The sequence below is a fragment of the Streptomyces sp. NPDC059906 genome (assembly GCF_042730645.1).
Lineage (GTDB): Bacteria > Actinomycetota > Actinomycetes > Streptomycetales > Streptomycetaceae > Streptomyces > Streptomyces rubrogriseus.
Window position 1 is genome coordinate 39,871 of record NZ_JBHWKU010000024.1, and the last position, 22,162, is coordinate 62,032.

Annotated in this window: 18 protein-coding genes; 10 read left to right on the forward strand and 8 right to left on the reverse strand. The window is 72.9% G+C overall.

Annotated features, from left to right (window positions below; translation table 11 throughout):
• The first annotated feature begins 84 nt into the window (after positions 1–84).
• A complete protein-coding gene (locus ACFV9J_RS29335; protein WP_385358968.1) occupies positions 85–849 on the forward strand; it encodes a PepSY domain-containing protein in 765 nt (254 codons plus the stop codon).
• Here ACFV9J_RS29335 and ACFV9J_RS29340 read toward each other — a convergent pair.
• From ACFV9J_RS29340 to ACFV9J_RS29350, 3 genes are all read right to left on the reverse strand, one after another.
• Positions 780–2,078, reverse strand: coding sequence for an MFS transporter (locus tag ACFV9J_RS29340; RefSeq protein ID WP_385358971.1), 1,299 nt, complete (start codon positions 2,076–2,078; stop codon positions 780–782). The genes ACFV9J_RS29335 and ACFV9J_RS29340 overlap by 70 nt on opposite strands.
• 262 nt (positions 2,079–2,340) lie before the next feature.
• Positions 2,341–3,297 (reverse strand): methylmalonyl Co-A mutase-associated GTPase MeaB, encoded by a 957-nt coding sequence (gene meaB / locus ACFV9J_RS29345; protein ID WP_011030222.1) that lies wholly within the window; start codon positions 3,295–3,297, stop codon positions 2,341–2,343.
• Between the two features lie 65 nt (positions 3,298–3,362).
• The gene (locus ACFV9J_RS29350) at positions 3,363–4,595 is read right to left on the reverse strand and encodes an acetyl-CoA C-acetyltransferase (RefSeq protein WP_385358973.1); all 1,233 of its coding nucleotides are present in this window, start codon (positions 4,593–4,595) and stop codon (positions 3,363–3,365) included.
• 149 nt (positions 4,596–4,744) lie between these two features.
• Here ACFV9J_RS29350 and mce point away from each other — a divergent pair, with 149 nt between their 5' ends.
• The 7 genes from mce (at position 4,745) to ACFV9J_RS29385 (ending at position 14,709) form a co-directional block, all read left to right on the forward strand.
• Complete coding sequence (gene mce, locus ACFV9J_RS29355) at positions 4,745–5,185, forward strand: methylmalonyl-CoA epimerase (protein WP_385358975.1); 441 nt, start codon at positions 4,745–4,747, stop codon at positions 5,183–5,185.
• Positions 5,186–5,418: 233 nt separating this feature from the next.
• On the forward strand, positions 5,419–9,399 hold the full coding sequence (gene scy / locus ACFV9J_RS29360; protein WP_385358977.1) for a polarized growth protein Scy: 3,981 nt from the start codon (positions 5,419–5,421) through the stop codon (positions 9,397–9,399).
• A gap of 207 nt (positions 9,400–9,606) precedes the next feature.
• The gene (locus tag ACFV9J_RS29365) at positions 9,607–10,539 is read left to right on the forward strand and encodes a cellulose-binding protein (protein ID WP_003973600.1); all 933 of its coding nucleotides are present in this window, start codon (positions 9,607–9,609) and stop codon (positions 10,537–10,539) included.
• Positions 10,540–10,662: 123 nt separating this feature from the next.
• Positions 10,663–11,655: an ABC transporter ATP-binding protein gene (locus ACFV9J_RS29370; protein ID WP_385358979.1), complete on the forward strand. Its 993-nt coding sequence runs from the start codon at positions 10,663–10,665 to the stop codon at positions 11,653–11,655.
• 2 nt (positions 11,656–11,657) lie between these two features.
• Positions 11,658–12,428 carry an ABC transporter permease gene (locus tag ACFV9J_RS29375; protein ID WP_385358981.1) on the forward strand — a complete coding sequence of 257 codons (771 nt, stop codon included), beginning with the start codon at positions 11,658–11,660 and terminating at the stop codon, positions 12,426–12,428.
• 134 nt (positions 12,429–12,562) lie between these two features.
• A complete protein-coding gene (locus ACFV9J_RS29380; protein ID WP_385358984.1) occupies positions 12,563–13,843 on the forward strand; it encodes an ABC transporter ATP-binding protein in 1,281 nt (426 codons plus the stop codon).
• Complete coding sequence (locus tag ACFV9J_RS29385) at positions 13,840–14,709, forward strand: ABC transporter permease (RefSeq protein ID WP_385358986.1); 870 nt, start codon at positions 13,840–13,842, stop codon at positions 14,707–14,709. The genes ACFV9J_RS29380 and ACFV9J_RS29385 overlap by 4 nt, the downstream gene beginning before the upstream one ends.
• Positions 14,710–14,726: 17 nt before the next feature.
• Here the strand turns inward: ACFV9J_RS29385 and ACFV9J_RS29390 are convergent, their stop codons facing one another.
• Positions 14,727–15,059: an ATP/GTP-binding protein gene (locus ACFV9J_RS29390; RefSeq protein WP_385358989.1), complete on the reverse strand. Its 333-nt coding sequence runs from the start codon at positions 15,057–15,059 to the stop codon at positions 14,727–14,729.
• 256 nt (positions 15,060–15,315) lie between these two features.
• Between ACFV9J_RS29390 and ACFV9J_RS29395 the strand changes: the two genes are divergently transcribed.
• A complete protein-coding gene (locus ACFV9J_RS29395) occupies positions 15,316–16,344 on the forward strand; it encodes an LLM class flavin-dependent oxidoreductase (protein ID WP_385358991.1) in 1,029 nt (342 codons plus the stop codon).
• Between the two features lie 83 nt (positions 16,345–16,427).
• Here ACFV9J_RS29395 and ACFV9J_RS29400 read toward each other — a convergent pair whose 3' ends face one another.
• Positions 16,428–16,820 (reverse strand): SCO5389 family protein, encoded by a 393-nt coding sequence (locus tag ACFV9J_RS29400; RefSeq protein ID WP_003973607.1) that lies wholly within the window; start codon positions 16,818–16,820, stop codon positions 16,428–16,430.
• 279 nt (positions 16,821–17,099) lie between these two features.
• On the opposite strand from ACFV9J_RS29400, the gene nucS reads away from it, so the two are divergent.
• On the forward strand, positions 17,100–17,771 hold the full coding sequence (gene nucS / locus ACFV9J_RS29405; RefSeq protein ID WP_385358993.1) for an endonuclease NucS: 672 nt from the start codon (positions 17,100–17,102) through the stop codon (positions 17,769–17,771).
• Between the two features lie 112 nt (positions 17,772–17,883).
• Here the strand turns inward: nucS and ACFV9J_RS29410 are convergent, their stop codons facing one another.
• The 3 genes from ACFV9J_RS29410 to ACFV9J_RS29420 form a co-directional block, all read right to left on the reverse strand.
• Positions 17,884–20,508 carry an ATP-binding protein gene (locus ACFV9J_RS29410; protein ID WP_385358995.1) on the reverse strand — a complete coding sequence of 875 codons (2,625 nt, stop codon included), beginning with the start codon at positions 20,506–20,508 and terminating at the stop codon, positions 17,884–17,886.
• 233 nt (positions 20,509–20,741) lie between these two features.
• On the reverse strand, positions 20,742–21,065 hold the full coding sequence (locus ACFV9J_RS29415; protein WP_003973611.1) for an STAS domain-containing protein: 324 nt from the start codon (positions 21,063–21,065) through the stop codon (positions 20,742–20,744).
• Positions 21,066–21,267: 202 nt separating this feature from the next.
• Positions 21,268–22,116: a 3-hydroxyacyl-CoA dehydrogenase family protein gene (locus ACFV9J_RS29420; protein WP_385358997.1), complete on the reverse strand. Its 849-nt coding sequence runs from the start codon at positions 22,114–22,116 to the stop codon at positions 21,268–21,270.
• Between the last annotated feature and the right edge of the window lie 46 nt (positions 22,117–22,162).

Consider the following 22,162-nt stretch of genomic DNA (forward strand, 5'->3'; position numbering starts at 1 on the left):
TGGCTTCAGGTTGGCCTCAGCGTCGGTCCGCGACAGTGAACACGTCGAAAACGACGGGACTCTGGACGACTCGGAGGAAACAGCATGAAGCGCAACATCGTGATCGCCGCGGTCACCGCGGCCGCACTGGTCGGCGGCGGTACGGCGACGGCGCTGGCCACGACGGGGGACGACGACCGGGGTGCGACCTCCCGCGCGGACGTCGCCGACGCGTCGGCCGTCACCGTGTCGGACGACGGCGGCGTACGGGACGAGGCCGACGACCGTGCCGACGACCGGCGCGACGATTCCGGCGCCGCCTCCTCGAAGGTGACGGTTGCCGACGCCCTCGCCGCCGCGCTGGCGGACACGCCGGGCACGGCCGTCTCCGCCGAGCTGGACGACGAGGACGACGACGGGGACGACGACGGCGACGACCGCCGGGAGCGCGCGGCCTGGGAGGTCGACGTCCTCTCCGGCGACGGCACCTGGCACAGCGTCCGGGTCGACCCGGCCACCGGCAAGGTCCTCGCCTCCGAGCGGGACGACGACGAGGACGACACCGCAGAGGTGCGCGCGGCCCTGAAGGGCGCCTCCGTCGACGCCGCCGAGGCGGCGAAGGCGGCGGCAGGACACGGCACCGTCACCTCCGTCGAGCTGGACGAGGACGGCGACCACGGCGACGGCAGGCCCGCCTGGGAGGTCGAGACGCACGCCTCCGGCCAGGGCGAGCAGGACTGGCGGGTCGACCCGAAGACCGGAAAGGTCACGGCCGACCGCTCGGACGACGCGCACGGCGCTCACGACTCGGACGACGACGACGCCGACGACTCCGGCAGCTCCGACGAGGCCGACGACACCGACGGCTGAGCCCCCTCTCCGGCGCGCCGGGCCGACCCGCGGCGGTACCCCGGCACCAGTGCCGCCGCCGCGGCGACCGCGCCGGCGACCGCGAAGCACACCGGCAGCGGAAGGCGCTCCACCAACAGCCCCACGACGGCGGCACCGGCCGACATCCCCGCGTTCACGGCGGTGTTGCACCAGGCGCCCGCCCGGACCCGGAAACCGGGGGCCACGCTCTCGTCGGCGATCAGGTACGCCGTGGTCAGCGCCGGGGCCACGAACAGGCCCGCGCACATGACGGCCAGGACCAGCGTGCCGAGTCCGGGTGCGAGGCCCGCGGCGGCGAGGCAGAGGCCGACACCGGCCGCGAAGAACGGGAGCCGCGCCCGGGTGGGCGAACTCCAGGCGACGGCGCCGTTGGCGAGACCGCCGACCGCGGAGCCCGCCGACAGCGCCGCGAGCACCCAGGCGACCGTGCCGTCCCCGAGGCCGCGCTCCCCCGCGAAGGCCACGACGAGGAGGTCGACGGCGCTCACCGAGACACCGACGGCCGCCGCGACGACGACGGGCTGCAGCAGCGCCCGGCCCTGCCCCGGGACACCTCGCCCGGGTGCGGGGCCGTCGCTCTTCCCCCGCCCCGCCGGGCGCAGTGCCGCGGTCGCCGGTGAGGTGATGAAGGCGAGGGTGCCGACCGCCACCAGCACCGCGCTGAGCACGACGCCGACCACCGGCGAAGCGACGGCGACGATGCCGCCGACCAGGAGCGGGCCGGAGACGAAGAGCAGTTCCTCGGCAACGCCGTCCACGCTGTAGGCCCGCTGCAACAGCAGCCGGTCCGGGAGCAGTTCGGCCCACACCGCGCGCATCGTGGGGCCGAGCGGGGGCGTGCAGGCGCCCGCGAGCCCGGCGGTCACCGCGAGGACGGCCTCGGGGGTACCCGGACGCCGGCAGGCCACCGCGAGCACGCAGAGCAGGGCGGCGTAGAGCAGGGCCATGGGCAGCAGGGCCCGGCGCGGACCGTGCCGGTCGACGAGGGAAGCACGGTAGGGGGACAGGAAGACGCTCGTGGCGCCGAAGAGCGCCATGACCAGCCCGGCCACGGCGTACGACCCGGTGGACCGGGTCAGGGAGAGCATCAGGGCGAGGGAGACCGTGCCGTACGACAGCCGCCCGACGAGGGCGGCCGCGAACGTGCGGCGGGCATGGGGGACACGGAGCACGGCGGCGTACGAGGGCCGTGAGAGTGGCGTGGACACGCGATGGGTTCCTCTGCGGGAAGGCAACAAGGGGACGCCGATGCGCGCGACGGCCGGATGCGGCGGTCGCGTGCGGGGCGGCCCCTAGGCCAAGAGGAGGAACACGCGGGCAACTCTAGCCCGTCCGGCGCTTGAGGACGAGGCCGTTCAGGCCGAAAGCGGGGGTCTGGGGGCGGCAGCCCCCAGGGTCGGGAAGGGAAGGGGCGGCGGGGGCGAACGAAATCCCACCCCGGACAGCCGCCCCGAGCCGCTCACCCCTCCGTCAGCCCCGCGTCAGCCCCGCCACCAGCTCGTCCGCCGCCCGGTAGGGATCAAGTTCCCCCGCGACGATGCGCTCCGCCAGCGCGCCCAGGCGCCGGTCCCCGTGCAGGTCACCGATGCGCTCCCGCAGCGTCGTGACGGCGATCGTCTCGACCTCGCGGGCGGCGCGGGCCCGGCGGCGCTCGGTGAGCACGTCCCGTTCCTCCATCCACGCCCGGTGCTTCTCCAGCGCCTCGACCACCTCGTCGACGCCCTCGCCGCGCGCGGCGACCGTCTTGACGATGGGCGGCCGCCAGTCGCCGGCGGCGCGGGCCTCGCCGAGGCCCAGCATGTGGTTCAGCTCGCGGGCGGTGGCGTCCGCGCCGTCACGGTCGGCCTTGTTGACGACGTAGACGTCGCCGATCTCCAGGATTCCGGCCTTGGCCGCCTGGATGCCGTCGCCCATGCCCGGGGCGAGCAGGACGACGGAGGTGTCGGCCTGGGAGGCGATCTCGACCTCCGACTGGCCGACGCCCACCGTCTCCACCAGGACCACGTCGCAGCCGGCCGCGTCCAGCACGCGGATCGCCTGCGGCGCGGCCCAGGCGAGCCCGCCGAGGTGGCCGCGGGTGGCCATCGAGCGGATGTAGACGCCCGGGTCGGAGGCGTGCTCCGACATCCGCACGCGGTCGCCGAGCAGGGCGCCGCCGGAGAAGGGGGAGGACGGGTCGACCGCGAGGACGCCGACCCGCCTGCCCTGCTTGCGGTACGCCGTGACCAGCGCCGAGGTGGACGTCGACTTGCCGACGCCCGGAGAGCCGGTCAGGCCGACGACGTACGCGTTGCCGGTGAGCGGCGCGAGCGCCTCCATGACCTCCCTGAGCTGCGGGGACGCCCCCTCCACCAGGGAGATCAGCCGGGCCACGGCCCGCGGCCGGCCTTCTCGGGCCTGGGCCACCAGTGAGGAGACGTCCTGCATCACAGCTCCGTTCAACTCCGTTCGGTGAGGTCTCGTACCTCTGGCGAGATCTCGTGTCTCTCGGGTCAGGCCCCGGGCACCCGCACGATCAGCGCGTCACCCTGACCGCCGCCGCCGCACAGCGCGGCCGCGCCGACGCCGCCGCCGCGCCGCTTCAGTTCCAGGGCGAGGTGCAGCACCAGCCGGGCGCCGGACATGCCGATCGGGTGCCCGAGGGCGATGGCACCACCGTTGACGTTCACCTTTTCGGTGGACACGCCGAGGTCCTTCATTGACTGCACGGCGACGGCCGCGAAGGCCTCGTTGATCTCGATGAGGTCGAGGTCGCCGACCTCCAGGCCCTCCTTCTTGAGGGCGTGCCGGATGGCGTTCGACGGCTGCGACTGCAAAGAGTTGTCCGGGCCCGCGACATTGCCGTGGGCGCCGATCTCCGCGATCCATTCCAGGCCCAGTTCCTCGGCCTTGGCCCGGCTCATGACGACCACGGCCGCCGCGCCGTCGGAGATCTGCGAGGAGGAGCCGGCGGTGATGGTGCCGTCCTTGGCGAAGGCCGGACGCAGCTTGCCGAGCGACTCGGCGGTGGTGTCCCCGCGGATGCCCTCGTCCTTGCTGAACAGCACCGGGTCGCCCTTGCGCTGCGGGATCTCGACCGGGGTGATCTCGGCCTCGAAGACGCCGTTCTTCTGGGCGGCGGCGGCGCGCTGGTGGGACAGGGCGGCGATCTCGTCCTGGGCGGCGCGCTCGATGCCGAGGCGGGTGTTGTGCTTCTCCGTGGACTCGCCCATGGCGATGTCCTCGAAGGAGTCGGTCAGGCCGTCGTACGCCATGGCGTCGATCATCTGGACGGCGCCGTACTTGTAGCCCTCGCGGGACTTGGGGAGCAGGTGCGGGGCGTTGGTCATGGACTCCTGGCCGCCCGCGACGATCACGTCGAATTCACCCGCGCGAATGAGCTGGTCGGCGAGTGCGATGGCGTCGAGGCCGGAGAGGCAGACCTTGTTGATCGTGAGCGCGGGGACGCTCATCGGGATGCCGGCCTTGACGGCGGCCTGCCGGGCGGGGATCTGCCCGGCGCCGGCCTGGAGCACCTGCCCCATGATCACGTACTGGACCTGGTCGCCGCCGATCCCGGCGCGGTCGAGGGCGGCCTTGATGGCGAAGCCGCCGAGGTCGGCCCCGCTGAAGGACTTCAGGGAGCCGAGCAGCCGCCCCATCGGGGTGCGCGCACCCGCGACGACGACGGAGGTCGTGCCGTTCGTTCCAGAGGTTCCAAAGGTGTCAGTGGTTCCAGAAGACATGAGCTGCGGTCCCCTTTTCCGGCCCGCACAGGCCGAGGAGTGAACGAGGGTTTACTCGAATGTACTGAGCGGTATCCCGCCCGTCACCGGGCTGTCGGTGTGATCGCGCGCACGTTGCGTAACCACCTCCGGAGCGCTGCACTGAAACCATGCTGACGCGAATCGACCACATCGGAATCGCCTGCCGCGACCTCGACGCGACCGTCGGGTTCTACCGTGCCACCTACGGCTTCGAGGTGTTCCACACCGAGGTCAACGAGGAACAGGGCGTGCGCGAGGCCATGCTCAAGATCAACGATACGTCGGACGGGGGCGCCTCGTACCTCCAGCTCCTGGAGCCGACCCGGGAGGACTCCGCGGTCGGCAAGTGGCTGGCGAAGAACGGCGAGGGCGTCCACCACATCGCCTTCGGCACGGCGGACGTGGACGCGGACGCCGCGGACATCCGGGGCAAGGGCGTACGCGTTCTGTACGACGAGCCCCGGCGCGGTTCCATGGGGTCGCGGATCACCTTCCTGCACCCCAAGGACTGCCATGGCGTACTGACAGAACTGGTCACATCGGCGGCCGTTGAGTCACCTGAGCACTGACCCTCGTACATAGGGGCCGGTAGGGTTGGGTGCGGTCGCCGCTCAGTCCAGGGTGACCCGGTCCTGTCGCCCTGGGCGCCGGGACCGCCGGGGTCGTGTTTCGGGGGGCGGGCGACGGGGCAGCAGCACATGCTCCGCCGTTGATCTGACACCATTCCCCGGGGGCCCCGTCCGTCGGACGGACGGAGCTCGTTCGGGAAGATTTGCGACCAGGGGACGGATGGGACCGCGCAGTGCGGGGCTACGAGAGCCAGGAGCGAGAGCCGGCGGCTGACGTCGACCACCTCTCTCGGTTCGAGGCCGAGATGAAGCGGCTGAAGACCGAGCGGGAAAAGGCGATCCAGCACGCCGAGGACCTCGGCTACCAGGTCGAGGTGCTGCGCGCCAAGCTGCACGAGGCGCGGCGCACCATCATGTCCCGGCCCGCCTTCGACGGCGGCGACATCGGGTACCAGGCCGAGCAGTTGCTGCGCAACGCGCAGACGCAGGCCGACCAGCTGCGCGCCGACGCGGAGCGGGAGCTGAGCCAGGCCCGGGCGCAGACCCAGCGGATCCTCCAGGAGCACGCCGAGCAGGCCGCCCGGCTCCAGGCGGAGCTGCACCAGGAGGCGGTCACCCGCCGCCAGCAGCTCGACCAGGAGCTGGCCGAGCGCCGGCAGACCGTCGAGTCGCACGTCAACGAGAACGTGGCCTGGGCGGAGCAGCTGCGCGCCCGCACCGAGCAGCAGGCCCGGCGCCTGCTCGACGAGTCCCGTACCGAGGCCGAGCAGGCCATGACCGCGGCCCGCGCGGAGGCGGAGCGGCTGACCTCCGAGGCCCGGCAGCGGCTGCGCAGCGACGCGGAGAGCGCCCGCACCGAGGCCGAGCAGATCCTGCGCCGGGCGCGCACCGACGCGGAGCGGCTGCTGAACGCCGCCTCGACGCAGGCGCAGGAGGCGACCGACCACGCGGAGCAGCTGCGCAGCTCCACCGCCACCGAGTCGGAGTCCACCCGGCGCGAGGTCCAGGAGCTGAGCCGGGCCGCCGAGCAGCGCATGTCGGAGGCCGAGGAGGCGCTGCGCAAGGCGCAGACCGAGGCCGAGAAGGTGGTCGCCGAGGCCGAGGAGGCCGCGGCCAAGGCGCTGTCGAGCGCCGAGGCGACCAACGAGCAGCGCACCCGCACCGCCAAGGAGCAGGTCGCCCGGCTGGTCGGCGAGGCCACCAAGGACGCCGAGAGCACCAGGTCCGAGGCCGAGCAGGTGGTCGAGGACGCCCGTGCCGAGGCCGAGCGGATCGTCGCCGAGGCCGCCGAGAAGGCCCGCACGATCACCGCCGAGGAGTCGGCCACCCAGCTGTCCAAGGCGGCCAAGACGGCCGAGGACGTGCTGGACAAGGCGTCTCAGGACGCCAAGCGCACCACCAAGGCCGCCACCGAGGAGGCCGAGCGGATCCGCACCGAGGCCGAGGCCGAGGCGGACCGGCTGCGCGGCGAGGCGCACGACATCGCCGAGCAGCTCAAGGGCGCGGCGAAGGACGACACCAAGGAGTACCGCGCCAAGACGGTCGAGCTGCAGGAGGAGGCGCGCCGGCTGCGCGGCGAGGCCGAGCAGCTGCGGGCGGACTCGGTCGAAGAGGGCGAGAAGATCCGCGCCGAGGCCCGCAAGGAGGCCGTGGCGCAGATCGAGGAGGCGGCGAGGTCCGCCGAGGAGCTGCTGGCCAAGGCCAAGGCGGACGCCGACGAGCTGCGGCAGACCGCGACGGCGGACGGCGAGAAGGTCCGCGCCGAGGCCATCGAGCGGGCGACGACCCTGCGCCGGCAGGCCGAGGAGACCCTGGAGCGCACCCGCGCGGAGGCCGAGCGGCACCGCGCGGAGGCCGCCGAGCGGGTGGAGGAGCTCCAGGCGGAGGCGGAGCGGGCCGCCCGGGAGCTGCGCGAGGAGACCGAGCGCGCCGTCGAGGCCCGGCGGGAGGAGGCCGCCGAGGAGCTGACGCGGCTGCACACCGAGGCCGAGGAGCGCCGCACCGCCGCCGAGGAGGCGCTGAGCGGGGCCCGCGAGGAGGGCGAGCGGATCCGCCGCGAGGCCGCCGAGGAGAGCGAGCGGCTGCGCACCGAGGCCGCGGAGCGGGTCCGTACGCTCCAGCAGCAGGCCGAGACGGAGGCCGAGCGGCTGCGCACCGAGGCCGCCGCGGACGCGTCCGCCTCCCGCGCGGAGGGCGAGTCCGTCGCCGTACGGCTGCGCTCGGAGGCCGCGAGCGAGGCGGAGCGGCTGAAGTCGGAGGCGCAGGAGAGCGCCGACCGGGTGCGGGCGGAGGCGCAGAGTGCCGCCGAGCGCATCGCGGCCGAGGCGTCCGAGGCGCTGGCCGCCGCCCAGGAGGAGGCCGCCCGGCGCCGCCGCGAGGCGGAGGAACTGCTCGGCTCCGCCCGGCAGGAGGCCGACCAGGAGCGCACACAGGCCCGCGAGCAGAGCGAGGAGCTGCTGGCCTCGGCGCGCAACCGCGTGGAGGAGGCGCAGGCCGAGGCGGTCCGGCTGGTCGAGGAGGCCGACCGGCGCGCCACCGAGATGGTATCGGCCGCCGAGCAGCACGCGGCGCAGGTACGGGAGTCGGTCGCCGGGCTGCACGAGCAGGCCCAGGAGGAGATCACCGGGCTGCGCAGCGCCGCCGAGCACGCCGCCGAGCGCACCCGGACCGAGGCGCAGGAGGAGGCGGACCGGGTCCGCGCCGACGCCTACGCGGAGCGGGAGCGGGCGAGCGAGGACGCCGGACGGCTCAGGCGCGAGGCGCAGGAGGAGACCGAGGCCGCCAAGACGCTGGCCGAGCGGACCGTGTCCGAGGCCATCACGGAGGCCGACCGGATCCGCGCGGACGTCTCCGAGCACGCCCAGCGGGTGCGCACGGAGGCCTCCGACGCCATCGCCGAGGCCGAGCAGTCCGCGTCGCGCACCCGGGCGGACGCCCGCGAGGACGCCAACCGCATCCGGTCCGACGCGGCGACGCAGGCGGACACCCTGATCACCGAGGCGCGTACCGAGGCGGAGCGGCTCACCACCGAGACGGCGGCCGAGACCGACCGGCTCCGCACGGAGACGCTCGCGGAGGCGGAGCGCGTCACCGCCGAGGCGGCGAGCGAGTCCGAGCGGGTCAGGACGGAGGCGGCCACCGAGGCGGAGCGGCTGCGCACCGAGACGATCGCCGAGGCCGACCGGGTACGGGCCGAGGCGGGCGCCCGGGCCGAGCAGCTGGTCTCGGACGCCACCGGGGAGGCGGAGCGGCTGCGGGCCGAGGCTGCCGACACCGTCGGCTCCGCCCAGCAGCACGCCGAGCGGCTGCGCACCGAGGCGGAGCGGGTCCGCGGCGAGGCGGCCGCGGAGGCCGAGCGGGTCACCACGGCCGCCCGCGAGGAGGCCGAGCGCACCCTGGACGAGGCCCGCAAGGACGCCAACAAGCGGCGCTCCGAAGCCGCCGAGCAGGTCGACACGCTCATCACGGAGACCACCGCCGAGGCCGACAAGCTGCTCACCGAGGCGCAGCAGCAGGCCCAGAAGACCACCGCGGACGCCGAGTCGCAGGCCGACACGATGGTGGGCGCGGCCCGCTCGGAGGCCGACCGGATCGTCCAGGAGGCGACGGTCGAGGGCAACTCCCGGGTGGAGAAGGCCCGTACGGACGCCGACGAGCTGCTGGTCGGCGCCCGCCGGGACGCGACCGCCATCAGGGAGCGCGCGGAGGAGCTGCGCGAGCGGCTCACCTCCGAGATCGAGGAGCTGCACGAGCGGGCCCGCCGCGAGGCCGCCGAGACGATGAAGTCGGCCGGCGACCGCTGCGACGCGCTCATCAAGGCGGCCGAGGAGCAGCTCGCCAAGGCGGAGGCGAAGGCGAAGGAGCTGGTGTCGGAGGCCAACTCCGAGGCCGGCAAGGTGCGCATCGCCGCCGTCAAGAAGGCCGAGGGGCTGCTCAAGGAGGCCGAGCAGAAGAAGGCCACCCTGGTCCGCGAGGCCGAGGAGCTGAAGGCCGAGGCGGTCCGCGAGGCCCGGGCCACGGTCGACGAGGGCAAGCGCGAGCTGGAGGTGCTGGTCCGGCGCCGCGAGGACATCAACGCGGAGATCTCCCGGGTCCAGGACGTGCTGGAGGCGCTGGAGTCGTTCGAGGCGCCCGGCGGTGCGAAGGACAACGGGGTGAAGGCCGGAGCGACGGTGGGCGCCCCACGTTCGGGTGGCAAGTCGTCAGACGGCTAGCATTCGGGGTGGTTTGGGTGTCTGCTGGAGATCTTTGGCCGAGTCCCGACGGGACCCCTGCCCGAGGCTTTGGCAAGCCATCCGAGGGTCAGCCACTCAAAAGAGGTGTCATTCTCCGTATCAAACGTGCATCCGCTCGATGACACACCGCATTGGCGCCTAGGATTCCCTCTATCACCTCACCCGGTCTCTTTCGACAGGAACCCCATGAGCGACACTTCCCCCTACGGCTTCGAGCTTGTGCGGCGTGGGTACGACCGCGCTCAGGTGGACGAACGCATCTCCAAGCTCGTCTCCGACCGTGACAGCGCTCTCGCCCGCATCACCGCTCTGGAAAAGCGCATCGAGGAGCTCCACCTCGAAACCCAGAACGCCCAGGCCCAGGTCAACGACGCAGAGCCGTCGTACGCCGGTCTCGGCGCCCGGGTCGAGAAGATCCTGCGGCTCGCCGAGGAAGAGGCGAAGGACCTGCGCGAGGAGGCCCGGCGCGCGGCCGAGCAGCACCGCGAGCTGGCCGAGTCCTCGGCCCAGCAGGTGCGCAACGACGCGGAGTCGTACGCCGCCGAGCGCAAGGCCAAGGCCGAGGACGAGGGCGTCCGGATCGTCGAGAAGGCCAAGGGCGACGCCTCGCAGCTGCGTTCCGAGGCGCAGAAGGACGCGCAGTCGAAGCGCGACGAGGCCGACGCGCTCTTCGAGGAGACCCGCGCGAAGGCCGCGCAGGCCGCCGCCGACTTCGAGACGAACCTCGCCAAGCGCCGCGAGCAGTCCGAGCGGGACCTGGCCTCCCGTCAGGCCAAGGCCGAGAAGCGGCTCGCGGAGATCGAGCACCGCGCGGAGCAGCTGCGCCTGGAGGCGGAGAAGCTGCGCACGGACGCCGAGCGCCGGGCCCGCCAGACCGTGGAGACGGCGCAGCGCCAGTCCGAGGACATCGTGGCCGACGCCAACGCCAAGGCCGACCGGATCCGTTCGGAGTCGGAGCGCGAGCTGGCCGCCCTCACCAACCGCCGCGACTCCATCAACGCGCAGCTGACCAACGTGCGCGAGATGCTGGCGTCGCTCACGGGCGCCGCGGTGGCGGCCGCACCGTCGGTCGAGGACGAGTCGGTCTCCCGCGGGGTGCCGGCCCAGCAGTCCCGCTGACGCCCTTTCGTCCGGGCGGTTTCGGCTGCGCGGGGGGTACGCCTGCTGAATCCGTACGAACATGGGCGAGGCCTGCTGTCACTGGGGTGGCAGTGGGCCTCGTCCCGTTCTAGCGTGGTCGCCATGATCGAGCTCGAGGGGCTGACCAAGCGGTACGGCGAGAAGGTGGCGGTCAACAATCTCTCCTTCACCGTCAGACCGGGCATCATCACGGGCTTCCTCGGCCCCAACGGCGCGGGCAAGTCGACGACCATGCGGATGGTGCTGGGCCTGGACCGGCCGACCGCCGGGGACGTGCGGATCGACGGCAAGCACTACGACCAGCTGAAGGACCCGCTGACGTACATCGGCGCGCTCCTGGAGGCCAAGGCGTGGCACGGCGGGCGCAGCGCCTACAACCACCTGCTGTGCCTCGCGCAGAGCAACGGCATTCCCGCGAGCCGGGTGCGCGAGGTCCTGGACACGGTCGGGCTGTCGGCGGTCGCCAGGAAGAAGACCAAGGGCTTCTCCCTGGGCATGGGGCAGCGGCTCGGTATCGCCGGGGCCCTGCTGGGCGACCCGCGGATCCTGATGTTCGACGAGCCGGTCAACGGGCTCGACCCCGAGGGCATCCACTGGATCCGCAATCTGATGAAGACCCTGGCCTCCCAGGGCCGCACCGTCTTCGTCTCCTCCCACCTGATGAGCGAGATGGCGCTGACCGCCGACCACCTGGTGGTCATCGGCCAGGGCAGGCTGCTTGCGGACACCTCGATGGCCGAGTTCATCGCGGAGAACTCGCGCAGCTACGTCCGGATCCGCACCCCGCAGCGCGAGCAGTTGCTCGACGCGCTGCACGCGGCCGGGGTCACGGTCGTCGAGTCGGGCGAGGGGGTCCTGGAGGTGGACGGCGACAAGTCGGAGACGGTCGGCGAGCTGGCGGCGCGCCACCAGGTCGTGCTGTACGAGCTGAGCCCGCAGCGCGCCTCCCTGGAGGAGGCGTTCATGCAGCTGACCGCGGAGTCGGTGGAGTACCACGCGCACGACGGGCAGCCGCCCGGCGCGGTGCCGCAGCAGCAACAGCCACCGGGACAGCCTCCGCAGCAGCCGTGGGGCAGCGACTGGAAGAGGGGATGAGCATGGCGGCGACACAGGTCGTCCGGTCCGAGTGGACCAAGATCCGGTCGGTCGCGTCCACGGTGTGGACGCTGGGCCTCGCCGTGGTCGTCACCATCGCCCTCGGCATGCTGATCTCGGCGCTGTCGAAGAGCGAGTTCGGCGACATGAGCGAGCGGGACCAGCTCTCCTTCGACCCGACCTTCATCAGCTTCGCCGGCACCAGCCTCGGCCAGCTGGCGATGATCGTGTTCGGGGTGCTGGTCGTGGGCAACGAGTACAGCTCCGGCATGATCCGCACCTCGCTGGCCGCCGTGCCGCGGCGCGGCACCTTCCTGTTCAGCAAGATCGCGGTGGCCACCGCGCTCGCGCTGGTCGTGGCCATGGTCACCAGTTTCGCCACGTTCTTCCTCGGGCAGGCGATGCTCGGCGACCTGAAGGCGTCGATCGGCGACCCGGGCGTGCTGCGCGCGGTGTTCGGCGGCGGCCTCTACATGACCCTGATCGCGATGTTCTCGATGGGCGTCGCCGCGATGCTGCGCTCCCCGATGCTGTCGCTGGGCATCCTGATGCCGTTCTTCTTCCTGATCTCCAACATCCTGGGCAACGTCCCGGCGACGGAGAAGGTCGGCCGGTACCTGCCCGACCAGGCCGGCAGCAAGATCATGCAGGTGGTCACGCCGATCGACGACGACGTCCCGTACGGTCCGTGGGGCGGCCTGGGGATCATGGCCCTGTGGGTGATCGCGGCGCTCGTCGGCGGGTACGCGGTGCTGAAGCGGCGGGACGCCTGACCCCCTCCGTCCGGCCTCCGTACGGTGTCGGATTTTGCCCGCGCTTGAACGGAACCGTCAGCGCGTGGATATCCTCCTAACCCTTACGGGGGCGTGTGCCCTGCTGTCCCTGAACCTTCCGATGGGTGCGGAGCATGATCGAGGCTGTCGGCCTGACCAAGCGATACGGCGACAAGACCGCCGTGTACAACCTCTCCTTCCAGGTGCGGCCCGGTGCCGTCACCGGCTTCCTCGGGCCCAACGGCTCGGGCAAGTCGACGACGATGCGGATGATCCTGGGCCTGGACAACCCCACGGCGGGGCACGTGACCATCGGCGGCCACCCGTACCGCAGGCTGCCGAACGCCGCCCGCCACGTCGGGGCCCTCCTGGACGCCAAGGCGGTGCACGGCGGGCGGGCCGCCCGCAACCACCTGCTGAGCCTCGCCCAGCTGTCCGGCATCCCGGCCCGGCGGGTGGACGAGGTGCTCGGCGTGGTGGGCCTCCAGGACGTGGCCAAGCGGCGTTCCAAGGGCTTCTCCCTCGGCATGGGCCAGCGGCTCGGCATCGCCGCCGCGCTGCTCGGCGACCCCCAGGTACTGCTCTTCGACGAGCCGGTCAACGGCCTCGACCCGGAGGGCATCCACTGGGTGCGCAACCTGATGAAGGCGCTCGCCGCGGAGGGCCGCACCGTCTTCGTCTCCTCGCACCTGATGAGCGAGATGGCGCTGACCGCCGACCACCTGATCGTCATCGGGCGCGGCCAGCTGCTCGCCGACATGAGCGTGACGGACTTCATCTCGGCCAACTCCGCCGACTTCGCGCGCGTGCGGACGCCGGACACCGATCCGCAGCTGCGCGAGAAGCTGACCTCGGCGCTGACCGAGGCGGGCGGCCACGTGCTGCCCGAGCAGGACGGCGCGCTGCGGGTGACCGGGCTCGCCCTCCCCCGCATCAGCGACATCGCGCACGACACCGACGTACGGCTGTGGGAGCTGTCGCCGCACCAGGCCTCGCTGGAGGAGGCGTACATGCGGATGACGCAGGGCGCCGTGGACTACCGGTCGACCGCCGACCAGAAGGCGGGGCTCCAGCAGCCGCTGCCGCCCGGCGCGCAGCCGCCGATGCCGGTGCCCGGTCAGGGCCAGCCCGGGTGGTACGCGCCGCCGCCGCCCCAGCAGGGCGGTCAGCCCTTCGCCGCCCCGCAGGGCGCACCCGGCCAGGCCCCCGCGGGCCCGTACGGCGCCCCGGTGGCGCCCGGGGCGGTCCCGGGCGGTCAGCCGGCCAACCCGTACGCGGCCCAGCAGGCACCCCAGGCGCCCCAGGCACCGCCGGTGCCCCAGGCGCCCGCCGGCGCGCCGACGCCGCCCGCGGCGGGCCCCGCGCCCGCCGCCGCGCCCGTCACCGACCCGACCAAGCCCGAGGACGTCCGATGAGCACGCCCCAGCCCCCGACGCAGCAGGCCGCGCCCGACTGGCACGCGGCGCCCGGCTCGCCGTTCCCGACGTACACGTCGCCGATCCCGGTGGTGCGCACGACCCTGGTGCACGCGCTGGCCTCCGAGTGGACGAAGATCAAGTCGGTGCGCTCGACGATGTGGACGCTGGGCGTGTTCGTCCTGCTGGTCCTCGGCATCGGGCTGCTGACCGGCGCGGTGGTGGCGGGTTCGGACTCCGACCTGGCGGGCGAGAGCGCGCTGAGCCTCGGCTTCTTCGGCCTGCTGCTGGGCAGCATGTGCGTGATCACGCTGGGCGTGCTGACCACCGCCTCGGAGTACGGCACGGGGATGATCCGCACGACGATGACCGCCTGCCCCAGCCGCGGCCGGGTGCTGGCCGCCAAGGGCATCGTGTTCTTCCTGGTGGCGTTCGTGGTGACCCTGGTCTGCGCGACGCTGGTCGGGCTGGCCCACGTGTCCATGCTGGAGGGCAACGGCGCCGAGAACCCGACCGGCGCGGAGTGGCTGAAGGGCACCGTCGGCGTCTCGCTCTACGTCGCGCTGCTCGGGCTGCTCTCGCTGGCCATGGGCTCGATCATCCGGCACTCGGCGGGCGCCATCACCATCATGATCGGCGTCCTGCTCGCCCCGCTGGTGATCGCGCTGTTCATGTTCTCGGAGTCGCTCAAGGACGTGCAGCAGGCGCTGTTCGAGTACTCGATCCCGAACCAGATGAGCATCTTCTACGCCAACTCGCTGTCCGAGTCCGGGCCCTCGGGCTGGGACCCGCTGTGGATCGTGCTCGGTGTGACCGCGGCCGCGTTCGCCGCCGCCTTCGCCCTGCTGGAGAAGCGGGACGTGTAGGGCGGCCGGAGGGGCCCTCAGAACCTCGGCGCGTTACGGGACCGCTGCACCCGCGTGGTGCGGCGGTCCTTCGCGTTCCAGCAGGCCTTGTGCCAGTGCCGGCGGTCGTCGACGCCCGAGTGCGCGGGCCAGGCCACCACGTGCGGGACACCGTCCGGAATGAGCTGGTCGCAGCCCGGGCATCGGTACGACTTGCCCTGCGCGCTCGCGCCCGCCACGTGCCGTACGCTCCACTCCTCGCCCTGCCAGCCCTCCGAGGACTGCCAGCCGCCGTAGCGGCCGGAGCCGTCCTCCTCGGCGCTCCGGCCGGAGGAACCGGCTTCCTTGGGTCGGTTGCGACGCGGGGACACAGGACACCTCACGGAGCTATACAGGAAGCAGGGCTGCATCCAGCCTACGCGGCACGGACACGGGTACGCGTACGGCGCCGAACACCGCAACTCCCCCTGACCGGTGTTGTCCGTCCGGGCGCGTGGACCGTCCCACAACGGCCGATTCTGCAGACAATCCGTAAATTCCTTCGTCCGGCCGTGTCCTCGGCACGTGTCAGGCGGTTATGCCGTGTGGGGGAGCTCCACGTCGGGGCCGAGGAAGCAGGAAAAGGCAATGCGCGTAGGAAGTTTCGTGTTGGGTGCCCAGTTCCCGGGCCAGGGTCAGGGGGAGGCGCTGCACCGCGCGGTCCGCTCGGCCGAGGTCGCCGAGGAGGCCGGGCTGGACACGGTCTGGCTGGCCGAACACCACTTCGTGCCGTACGGCACGTGTCCGTCGGCCGTGACCCTGGCCGCGCTGCTGCTGGGCCGCACCCGGCGGCTGCGGGTCGGCACCGCGGTGAGCGTGCTGCCCACCGTCCACCCGGTGGCGCTCGGCGAGCAGGCCGCGCTGCTGCACGTCACCAGCGGCGGCCGCTTCTCGCTGGGGGTGGGCCGCGGCGGCCCGTGGGTGGACCTGGAGGTGTTCGGCGCGGGTCTTCAGGCGTACGAGAAGGGGTTTCCGGACTCGCTCGACCTGCTGCTGCGCTGGCTGCGCGAGCCGGCCGTCGGCGCCTCGGGCGACCGCTACCGCTTCCGCGAGGTGCCCGTCGTGCCGCGCCCGTCGGAGTCCCTGTCGGAGGAGCCGGGCCCGGAGGTCGTCGTCGCCTGCACCTCGCCGTCGAGCGTGCGGATGGCGGCCGAGCGGGGGCTGCCGATGCTCCTCGGGATGCACGTCGGCGACGAGGAGAAGGCCGAGATGGTCGCCCTGTGGCGGCGCCACGCGCGTGCGGCCGGGCATCCGGCGGCCCAGATCCACGGCGCCGGACACGTCTCGGCCGGTGTCTGCCAGATCGCCGACCGGCGCACGGACGCGGCCGAGACCCTGCTCAAGGCGATGCCGGGCTGGCTGCGGCAGGGACTGGGCGCCCATGTCACGGTGGACGGCCGGGCCCGGCAGATGCGCGACCCGCACGCCTACACCGAACTGCTCTGCGGGCTGCACCCGGTGGGCACGCCCCGGCTGTGCGCGGACCGGCTCGCGGCGACCGGCGAGCGGACCGGCATCTCCCGCTTCGCCCTGCTCGTCGAGGGCTCGGGAGACCTGGCGGCGACCGAGGAGAACGTACGGCGGCTCGGGGCCGAGGTACTCCCCCAGCTCCGCTGACCCGCCGGGCGGGGAGCTTGCCGCTCCGGTACAAGAACTGCACCTCCCACGTACGGAGCGGCAAGCGGGCGCTCTGGGGTGCCTCAGCAGTCGCGCAGTTCCGGCGACTGGTTCAGCAACTGGCTGCGCACCGAGGTGAACTTGGTCAGCGTCTCGTCGACGGAGGAGTCCAACGGGAACACCGCCACCCGGTGGCAGTTCTGGAAGGCCAGCCGCACCCCGAAGTGCCGCTGCAGTGCACCGCGTATGGCGTCACTCGCGAGCGCACGCAGGAGCTGACCGCGCGCCTGCTCGTCCGGCGGGGGCGTCTGGTTGTCGGCGAACGCTCCGCCGTCGACCTTCAGCTGTGCCACCAGGGAGCTGACCATCTCCCATGCGTAGGGCAGGGAGGTCCGGACGCAGTCGACGAAGTCTGCTTCGTCGACCTCGCCTCGCTCGGCCTGTTCGAGTAGGGCCGGTGAGACGTCGAGCGACATGGGTTCTCCTCTCGCACCCCCGACTGGCGGGGGTTGCCGGACAGTTAAGGGAGTGCACGATTCCGAACACGCTGCGTACACAGTTCGCGACCTCCCGTTCAATACCGTAAGCAACCGATCGTGACGGCACCAGGAGAATGCCCAGATGGACACCATCCGGTAGGCCCACAATCGGCCAGTGCGCAAGACGGGGCCAATGGGAGAAGTGGGACAGTGCGCGCGGTGCCCGGGTCCGGGCGAATCGCGTCGGGCCGGGCCGGTCGAGTAGCGTTGCCGACCATGCGTCTCGTCATTGCCCGCTGCTCCGTCGACTACGCCGGACGGCTCACCGCCCACCTGCCCTCGGCCCCCCGGCTGATCCTGGTCAAGGCGGACGGCAGCGTCTCGATCCACGCCGACGACCGGGCCTACAAGCCCCTCAACTGGATGTCGCCGCCCTGCGCCCTGAAGGAGGGCACGGGCGAGGAGGAGGGCGTCTGGACCGTCGTCAACAAGGCGGGCGAGAAGCTCATCATCACGATGGAGGAGATCCTCCACGACTCCTCGCACGAACTGGGCGTCGATCCGGGCCTGATCAAGGACGGCGTGGAAGCACACCTCCAGGAGCTGCTCGCCGACCGCATCGACACCCTGGGCGAGGGCTACACCCTCATTCGCCGCGAGTACATGACCGCCATCGGCCCGGTCGACATCCTGTGCCGGGACGCCCGGGGCGGGACCGTCGCGGTCGAGATCAAGCGGCGCGGCGAGATCGACGGCGTGGAACAGCTCACGCGCTACCTGGAGCTGCTGAACCGCGACCCGCATCTCGCCCCGGTGCGCGGCGTCTTCGCCGCCCAGGAGATCAAGCCGCAGGCGCGCGTGCTGGCCACGGACCGCGGCATCGGCTGCCAGGTGCTGGACTACGACGCGCTGCGGGGCATCGAGGACGACAAGCTGCGGCTGTTCTGAGGACGCGGCGCGTCCTGGGGGCGCGTCCTGGGGCGCGTCACGTACGGCGTGCGGAGGGCCGGGTCCGGGTGGCGGACCCGGCCCTCCCGTGCTGGTGCCTTCCCCGGTGGGGTCAGATGATCTGACCGGTCTCCGGGTCCGAGCCGGCCGGGGTTCCCGTTCCCGGGTCGGTGCTCTCGGTGCTCTCGGCGCTGCTCTGCGAGACGGTGGCCGGTGGGCTGTCGGCGCCGCTGACGGTGTCGGACGTCTCCGGGGTGGACGGCGAGGTCGTCTCGGTCTCCGTGGGCGTCGGTGACGTGTCGTCGGACTCGGTGGGCGTCCCGGGGTCCGTCGGCTCGGTGTCCGTCGGCTTCGGCGACGTCGGCTTCGTCGTCGGCGAACTCGGCGACTTGCTCGGCTCGTCCGGCGAGCCCGGGTCGTCGGGGCTCTCGTCGTCACCGGGGTCGGTGCTGTCGTCCGTACTGCTCGGCCCCTGCGAAGGCTCCCCCGACTCCGTGGCCGTCGGCGCCTCGGACGTGCCGGGGGTGGCGGAGTCGGTCGGGTCGCCGGGCGTCTCCTGGTCCTTACCGTCGTCCGAGGGCCGGTCGGCGCCCAGGCTGCCGTCGTCGACGCCCTGGCTGGCCGACGGGTTGACGCCGACCTCGTTGGACGGGTCGCCGCCGTCGTTCTCGGACGTGGCCCCCAGGGTCACCACCGTGCCGAGCACGGCGACGAGCAGCGCGCCCGCCCCGGCGGCCACCAGGTTGCGCCGCGCGAAGCCCTTGATGCCGCCGGCCACCGTGCGGGACGGCTCCTCGTCGGGCTCGCGGCGGGTGACGAGGGTGGGGGACTGCGGACGCGGCTGGAGCGGCGGGAAGGGCGCGGGGACGCCCGCGGACGGCGACGCCGACTCCTCGTTGCGGGCGTCGGGCACCTCCTCCCCCACCGTCGGGCCGAGTCCGGCCCCGGCCACGCCGAAGCCGGCGGCGGGCGCCGCCGCGGCGAACGCGCCCGCCCCGCTGCCGAGGCCCGGCGTGTCACCGGTGCGGTCGGCCACCAGCGCGAGGGCGCGCCGGCCGGCCACGGCACCGCGCTTGTCGGAGAGCGCGCCGCGCAGCCCGATGGAGGCCTCCAGCTCGGCGCGGGCCCGGTCCAGCTGGCCCTCGCACAGTGCGAGGACGCCCAGCTCGTGGTGGAAGTAGGCCTGTTCGGCGACGTCACCGGCGAGCCGGGAGGCCTCGGTGCCCGAGCGCAGCGCCCGTTCCCAGGCGCTCCAGTGCAGCCCGGCGGCGAAGGCGGGCGCCGCGGTGCGGGCCAGCTGGACGGCCGGGCTCTCCTCGTCCGCGGCGGTGGGGGTGGTCGCGGGCACCAGCACGGCGAGGGCCGCCAGTACGGCGTCGGCCTCCGCGCAGACCCGCTCCGGGGTGACCGAGGGGTGCCCGGCCCACCAGGCGTAGTGCTGGGCGGCGGCCGTCGCCCGCTCCCGTACGGCGTCGGCGTATCCGGCGCTCTCCAGCTGGGTGAGCACGCCGGCGGCCAGCCGGTAGCGGGAGCCGACCGGGGAGACCAGCCCGCAGTCCGTCAGCTCGCCGAGGGCGGCGTCCGCGTGGGTGTCGCCGACCAGGGCGGGCAGATGCGCCTGGTGCGGCACCTCGCCGCCGAGCGCGACGGCGAACTCCAGGGTGGCGCGGGCGGAGGCGCTCAGCCGGGAGGCGAGCAGCGGTGCGGGCGCGGCGGCCTCGCCGAGGGACGGCAGGGGTACGTCGTCGTCGGCCTCGGTGGCGTCGTAGGGGGTGTCGTCGGCCTGGCGGGCGTCGGCGAAGACGCCGAACTCGTCGACGGCGTCGGCACCGGCCCGCTCCCGGTCCCGGCGGCGCAGCAGGGCACCGGCCTGGACGAAGCGCAGCGGCAGGCCCTCGGACTCGAACCAGAGGTCTCCGGCCCAGTTGGCCTCCTCCTCGGTGAGGGTCCGCCCGGCGGCGCGCTCCAGCAGCTCCACGCCGTCGGAGCGGTCCAGGCCGGTGAGGAAGACCTCCTCGACGGCCGAGTCGGCGGAGGGTGCGGCCGCTTCCGGGGTGGCGCCGATGACGAAGGCGCACTCGGGGGTGGCGTCGAGGAGTTCGTCGAGGGCGGTGCCGCCGAACTCGGCGTCGTCCAGGACGACGACCGCGCCCACCTCGCGCAGGTGTCCGAGCAGTTCCGTCCGGTCGGGGCGGTGCAGGGGCGCGCCGTGGACGGCGTAGAAGAGGTCGTGGAGCAGGTCGTCGGCGGTGCGGTGGTGGCCGCCCAGCCGGACGACGCCGTCGGGCGCGAGGCCCGCGCAGTCCTCGGCGACGACGTCGAGGAGGCTGGTGCGGCCGGAGCCGGCGGGGCCGGTGAGGCGCACGGAGCGGCCGCGGGCGAGCAGCCGCACCAGGCGTTCGCGTTCGTCCTCGCGGGCCAGCAGGCCGAGGACCGTGCGGACCGGTCCCGGTGGGACGGGCGGGCGCGCGGCGCGCTCCGCGTCGGCGCGTTCGGCCGCGGTGAGCTTCTCGGGCCGGGCGGGCCGCTCCGAGGGCGGGCAGACCTCGATCTCGCTGCCGTCGACGGGGTTGACGGTGAGCAGGAAGTCGCCGGACACCAGCTGCACCGTGCGGGCGAGCGCGGGCGCGTGCTGTCCGAAGTCGGAGGTGATGGGGTCCCTGTGCGGGCGCGGGCGCGGCGCCTGCTGGTCGCCGTCCTGGCCGTACTCCTCAGGGCCCCGGTTGTTCGGGTCCATTGGTTCAAGCCCCCCAAAAGCGTCGTGTGCAGGGCCCCGGCAGGGACCACCCTCCCGGCCTTGCCGCACACCGCGCTGTCGCTTCTGGTCCGGGCCCGCCGGCGGGTTTGCAAAGGCAGCGGGCAGCCAGACCCTAAACCTTCGCCCAGTATCTCCGACAGTCCGGGGTGCCGGACGGCCCGAGAGGTCACGGTCTCGTGAGGATTGCGTGTGTCGGAGGTGTGAACCTTCACTTACACGCGGGGCAGGGTCTCCACACCGATGCCGCCCTCGATGGCGAGGATCCGGTGCAGCCGGGTGGCCACCAGCAGGCGCTGCATCTGCGGCGGCACGCCGCGCAGCACCAGCCGCCGGCCGCAGCGGCCGGCCCGCCGGTGGGCTCCCATGATCACGCCGAGTCCGGTGGCGTCCCAGGAATCCAGCTCTGACAGGTCGAGCACCAGGTCGCCGACTCCGTCGTCGACGGCCGAGTGCAGGACCGTACGGGCGTCCGCCGCGCTGCGGACGTCGAGGCGGCCCCCGACGACCAGCTCGACGTGGTCGCCCCTGATGTGCATATGCGCTCCCCGGCGTGCGTCTTCTTCGTCGTCTTCTTCGTCTTGTTCTTCGTCTTGGCGTTGCGTTGCGCGCGTTGTGGTCTCTCGGCGATATCAGGCACTGCACCCTCTGACTGGCCGAAACGACCGGAGGTTGCCGTCTGTAAGCGAACCGATACCGAATTCACCCCGGCGTGTGACGTCTGCCGGGGCTGGTGTGACCTCAGTGCTTGTAGAAGCCCTGCCCGCTCTTGCGGCCGATGTCACCGGCGTCCACCATCCGGCGCATCAGCTCCGGCGGGGCGAACTTCTCGTCCTGGGACTCGGTGTAGATGTTGCCGGTGGCGTGCAGCAGGATGTCGACGCCCGTCAGGTCGGCGGTGGCCAGCGGGCCCATGGCGTGGCCGAAGCCCAGCTTGCAGGCGAGGTCGATGTCCTCGGCGGTGGCGACGCCCGACTCGTACAGTTTCGCGGCCTCGACGACGAGGGCGGAGATGAGGCGGGTGGTCACGAACCCGGCGACGTCGCGGTTGACGACGATGCAGGTCTTGCCGGTGGACTCGGCGAACTCGCGTGCGGTGGCGAGCGTTTCGTCGCTGGTCTTGTAGCCCCGCACCAGCTCGCACAGCTGCATCATCGGCACCGGCGAGAAGAAGTGGGTGCCGACGACCCGCTCGGGGCGCTGCGTCACGGCCGCGATCTTGGTGATCGGGATGGCGGAGGTGTTGGACGCGAGGATCGCCCCGTCCTTCACCAGCTTGTCCAGGGTACGGAAGATCTCGTGCTTGACTTCCAGCTTCTCGAAGACGGCCTCGACCACCACGTCCGCGTCGGCGGCGGCGTCCAGGTCGGTGGTCGCGGTGATCCGCCCGAGCGCGGCCTCGGCGTCGTCGGCGTCGAGCCTGCCCTTGGCGACGAACTTGTCGTAGGAGGCCCTGATGCCGTCGGTGCCGCGCCGCAACGCCTCGTCGGTGACGTCGCGCAGGACGACGTCCCAGCCCGCCTGGGCGGAGACCTGGGCGATGCCGGACCCCATGAGACCGGCTCCGATGACGGCGAGCTTCCGTGCCACTGTGCGACTCCCCTGATACGCGCTGATTCTCGTCTCTCGGCCGGAG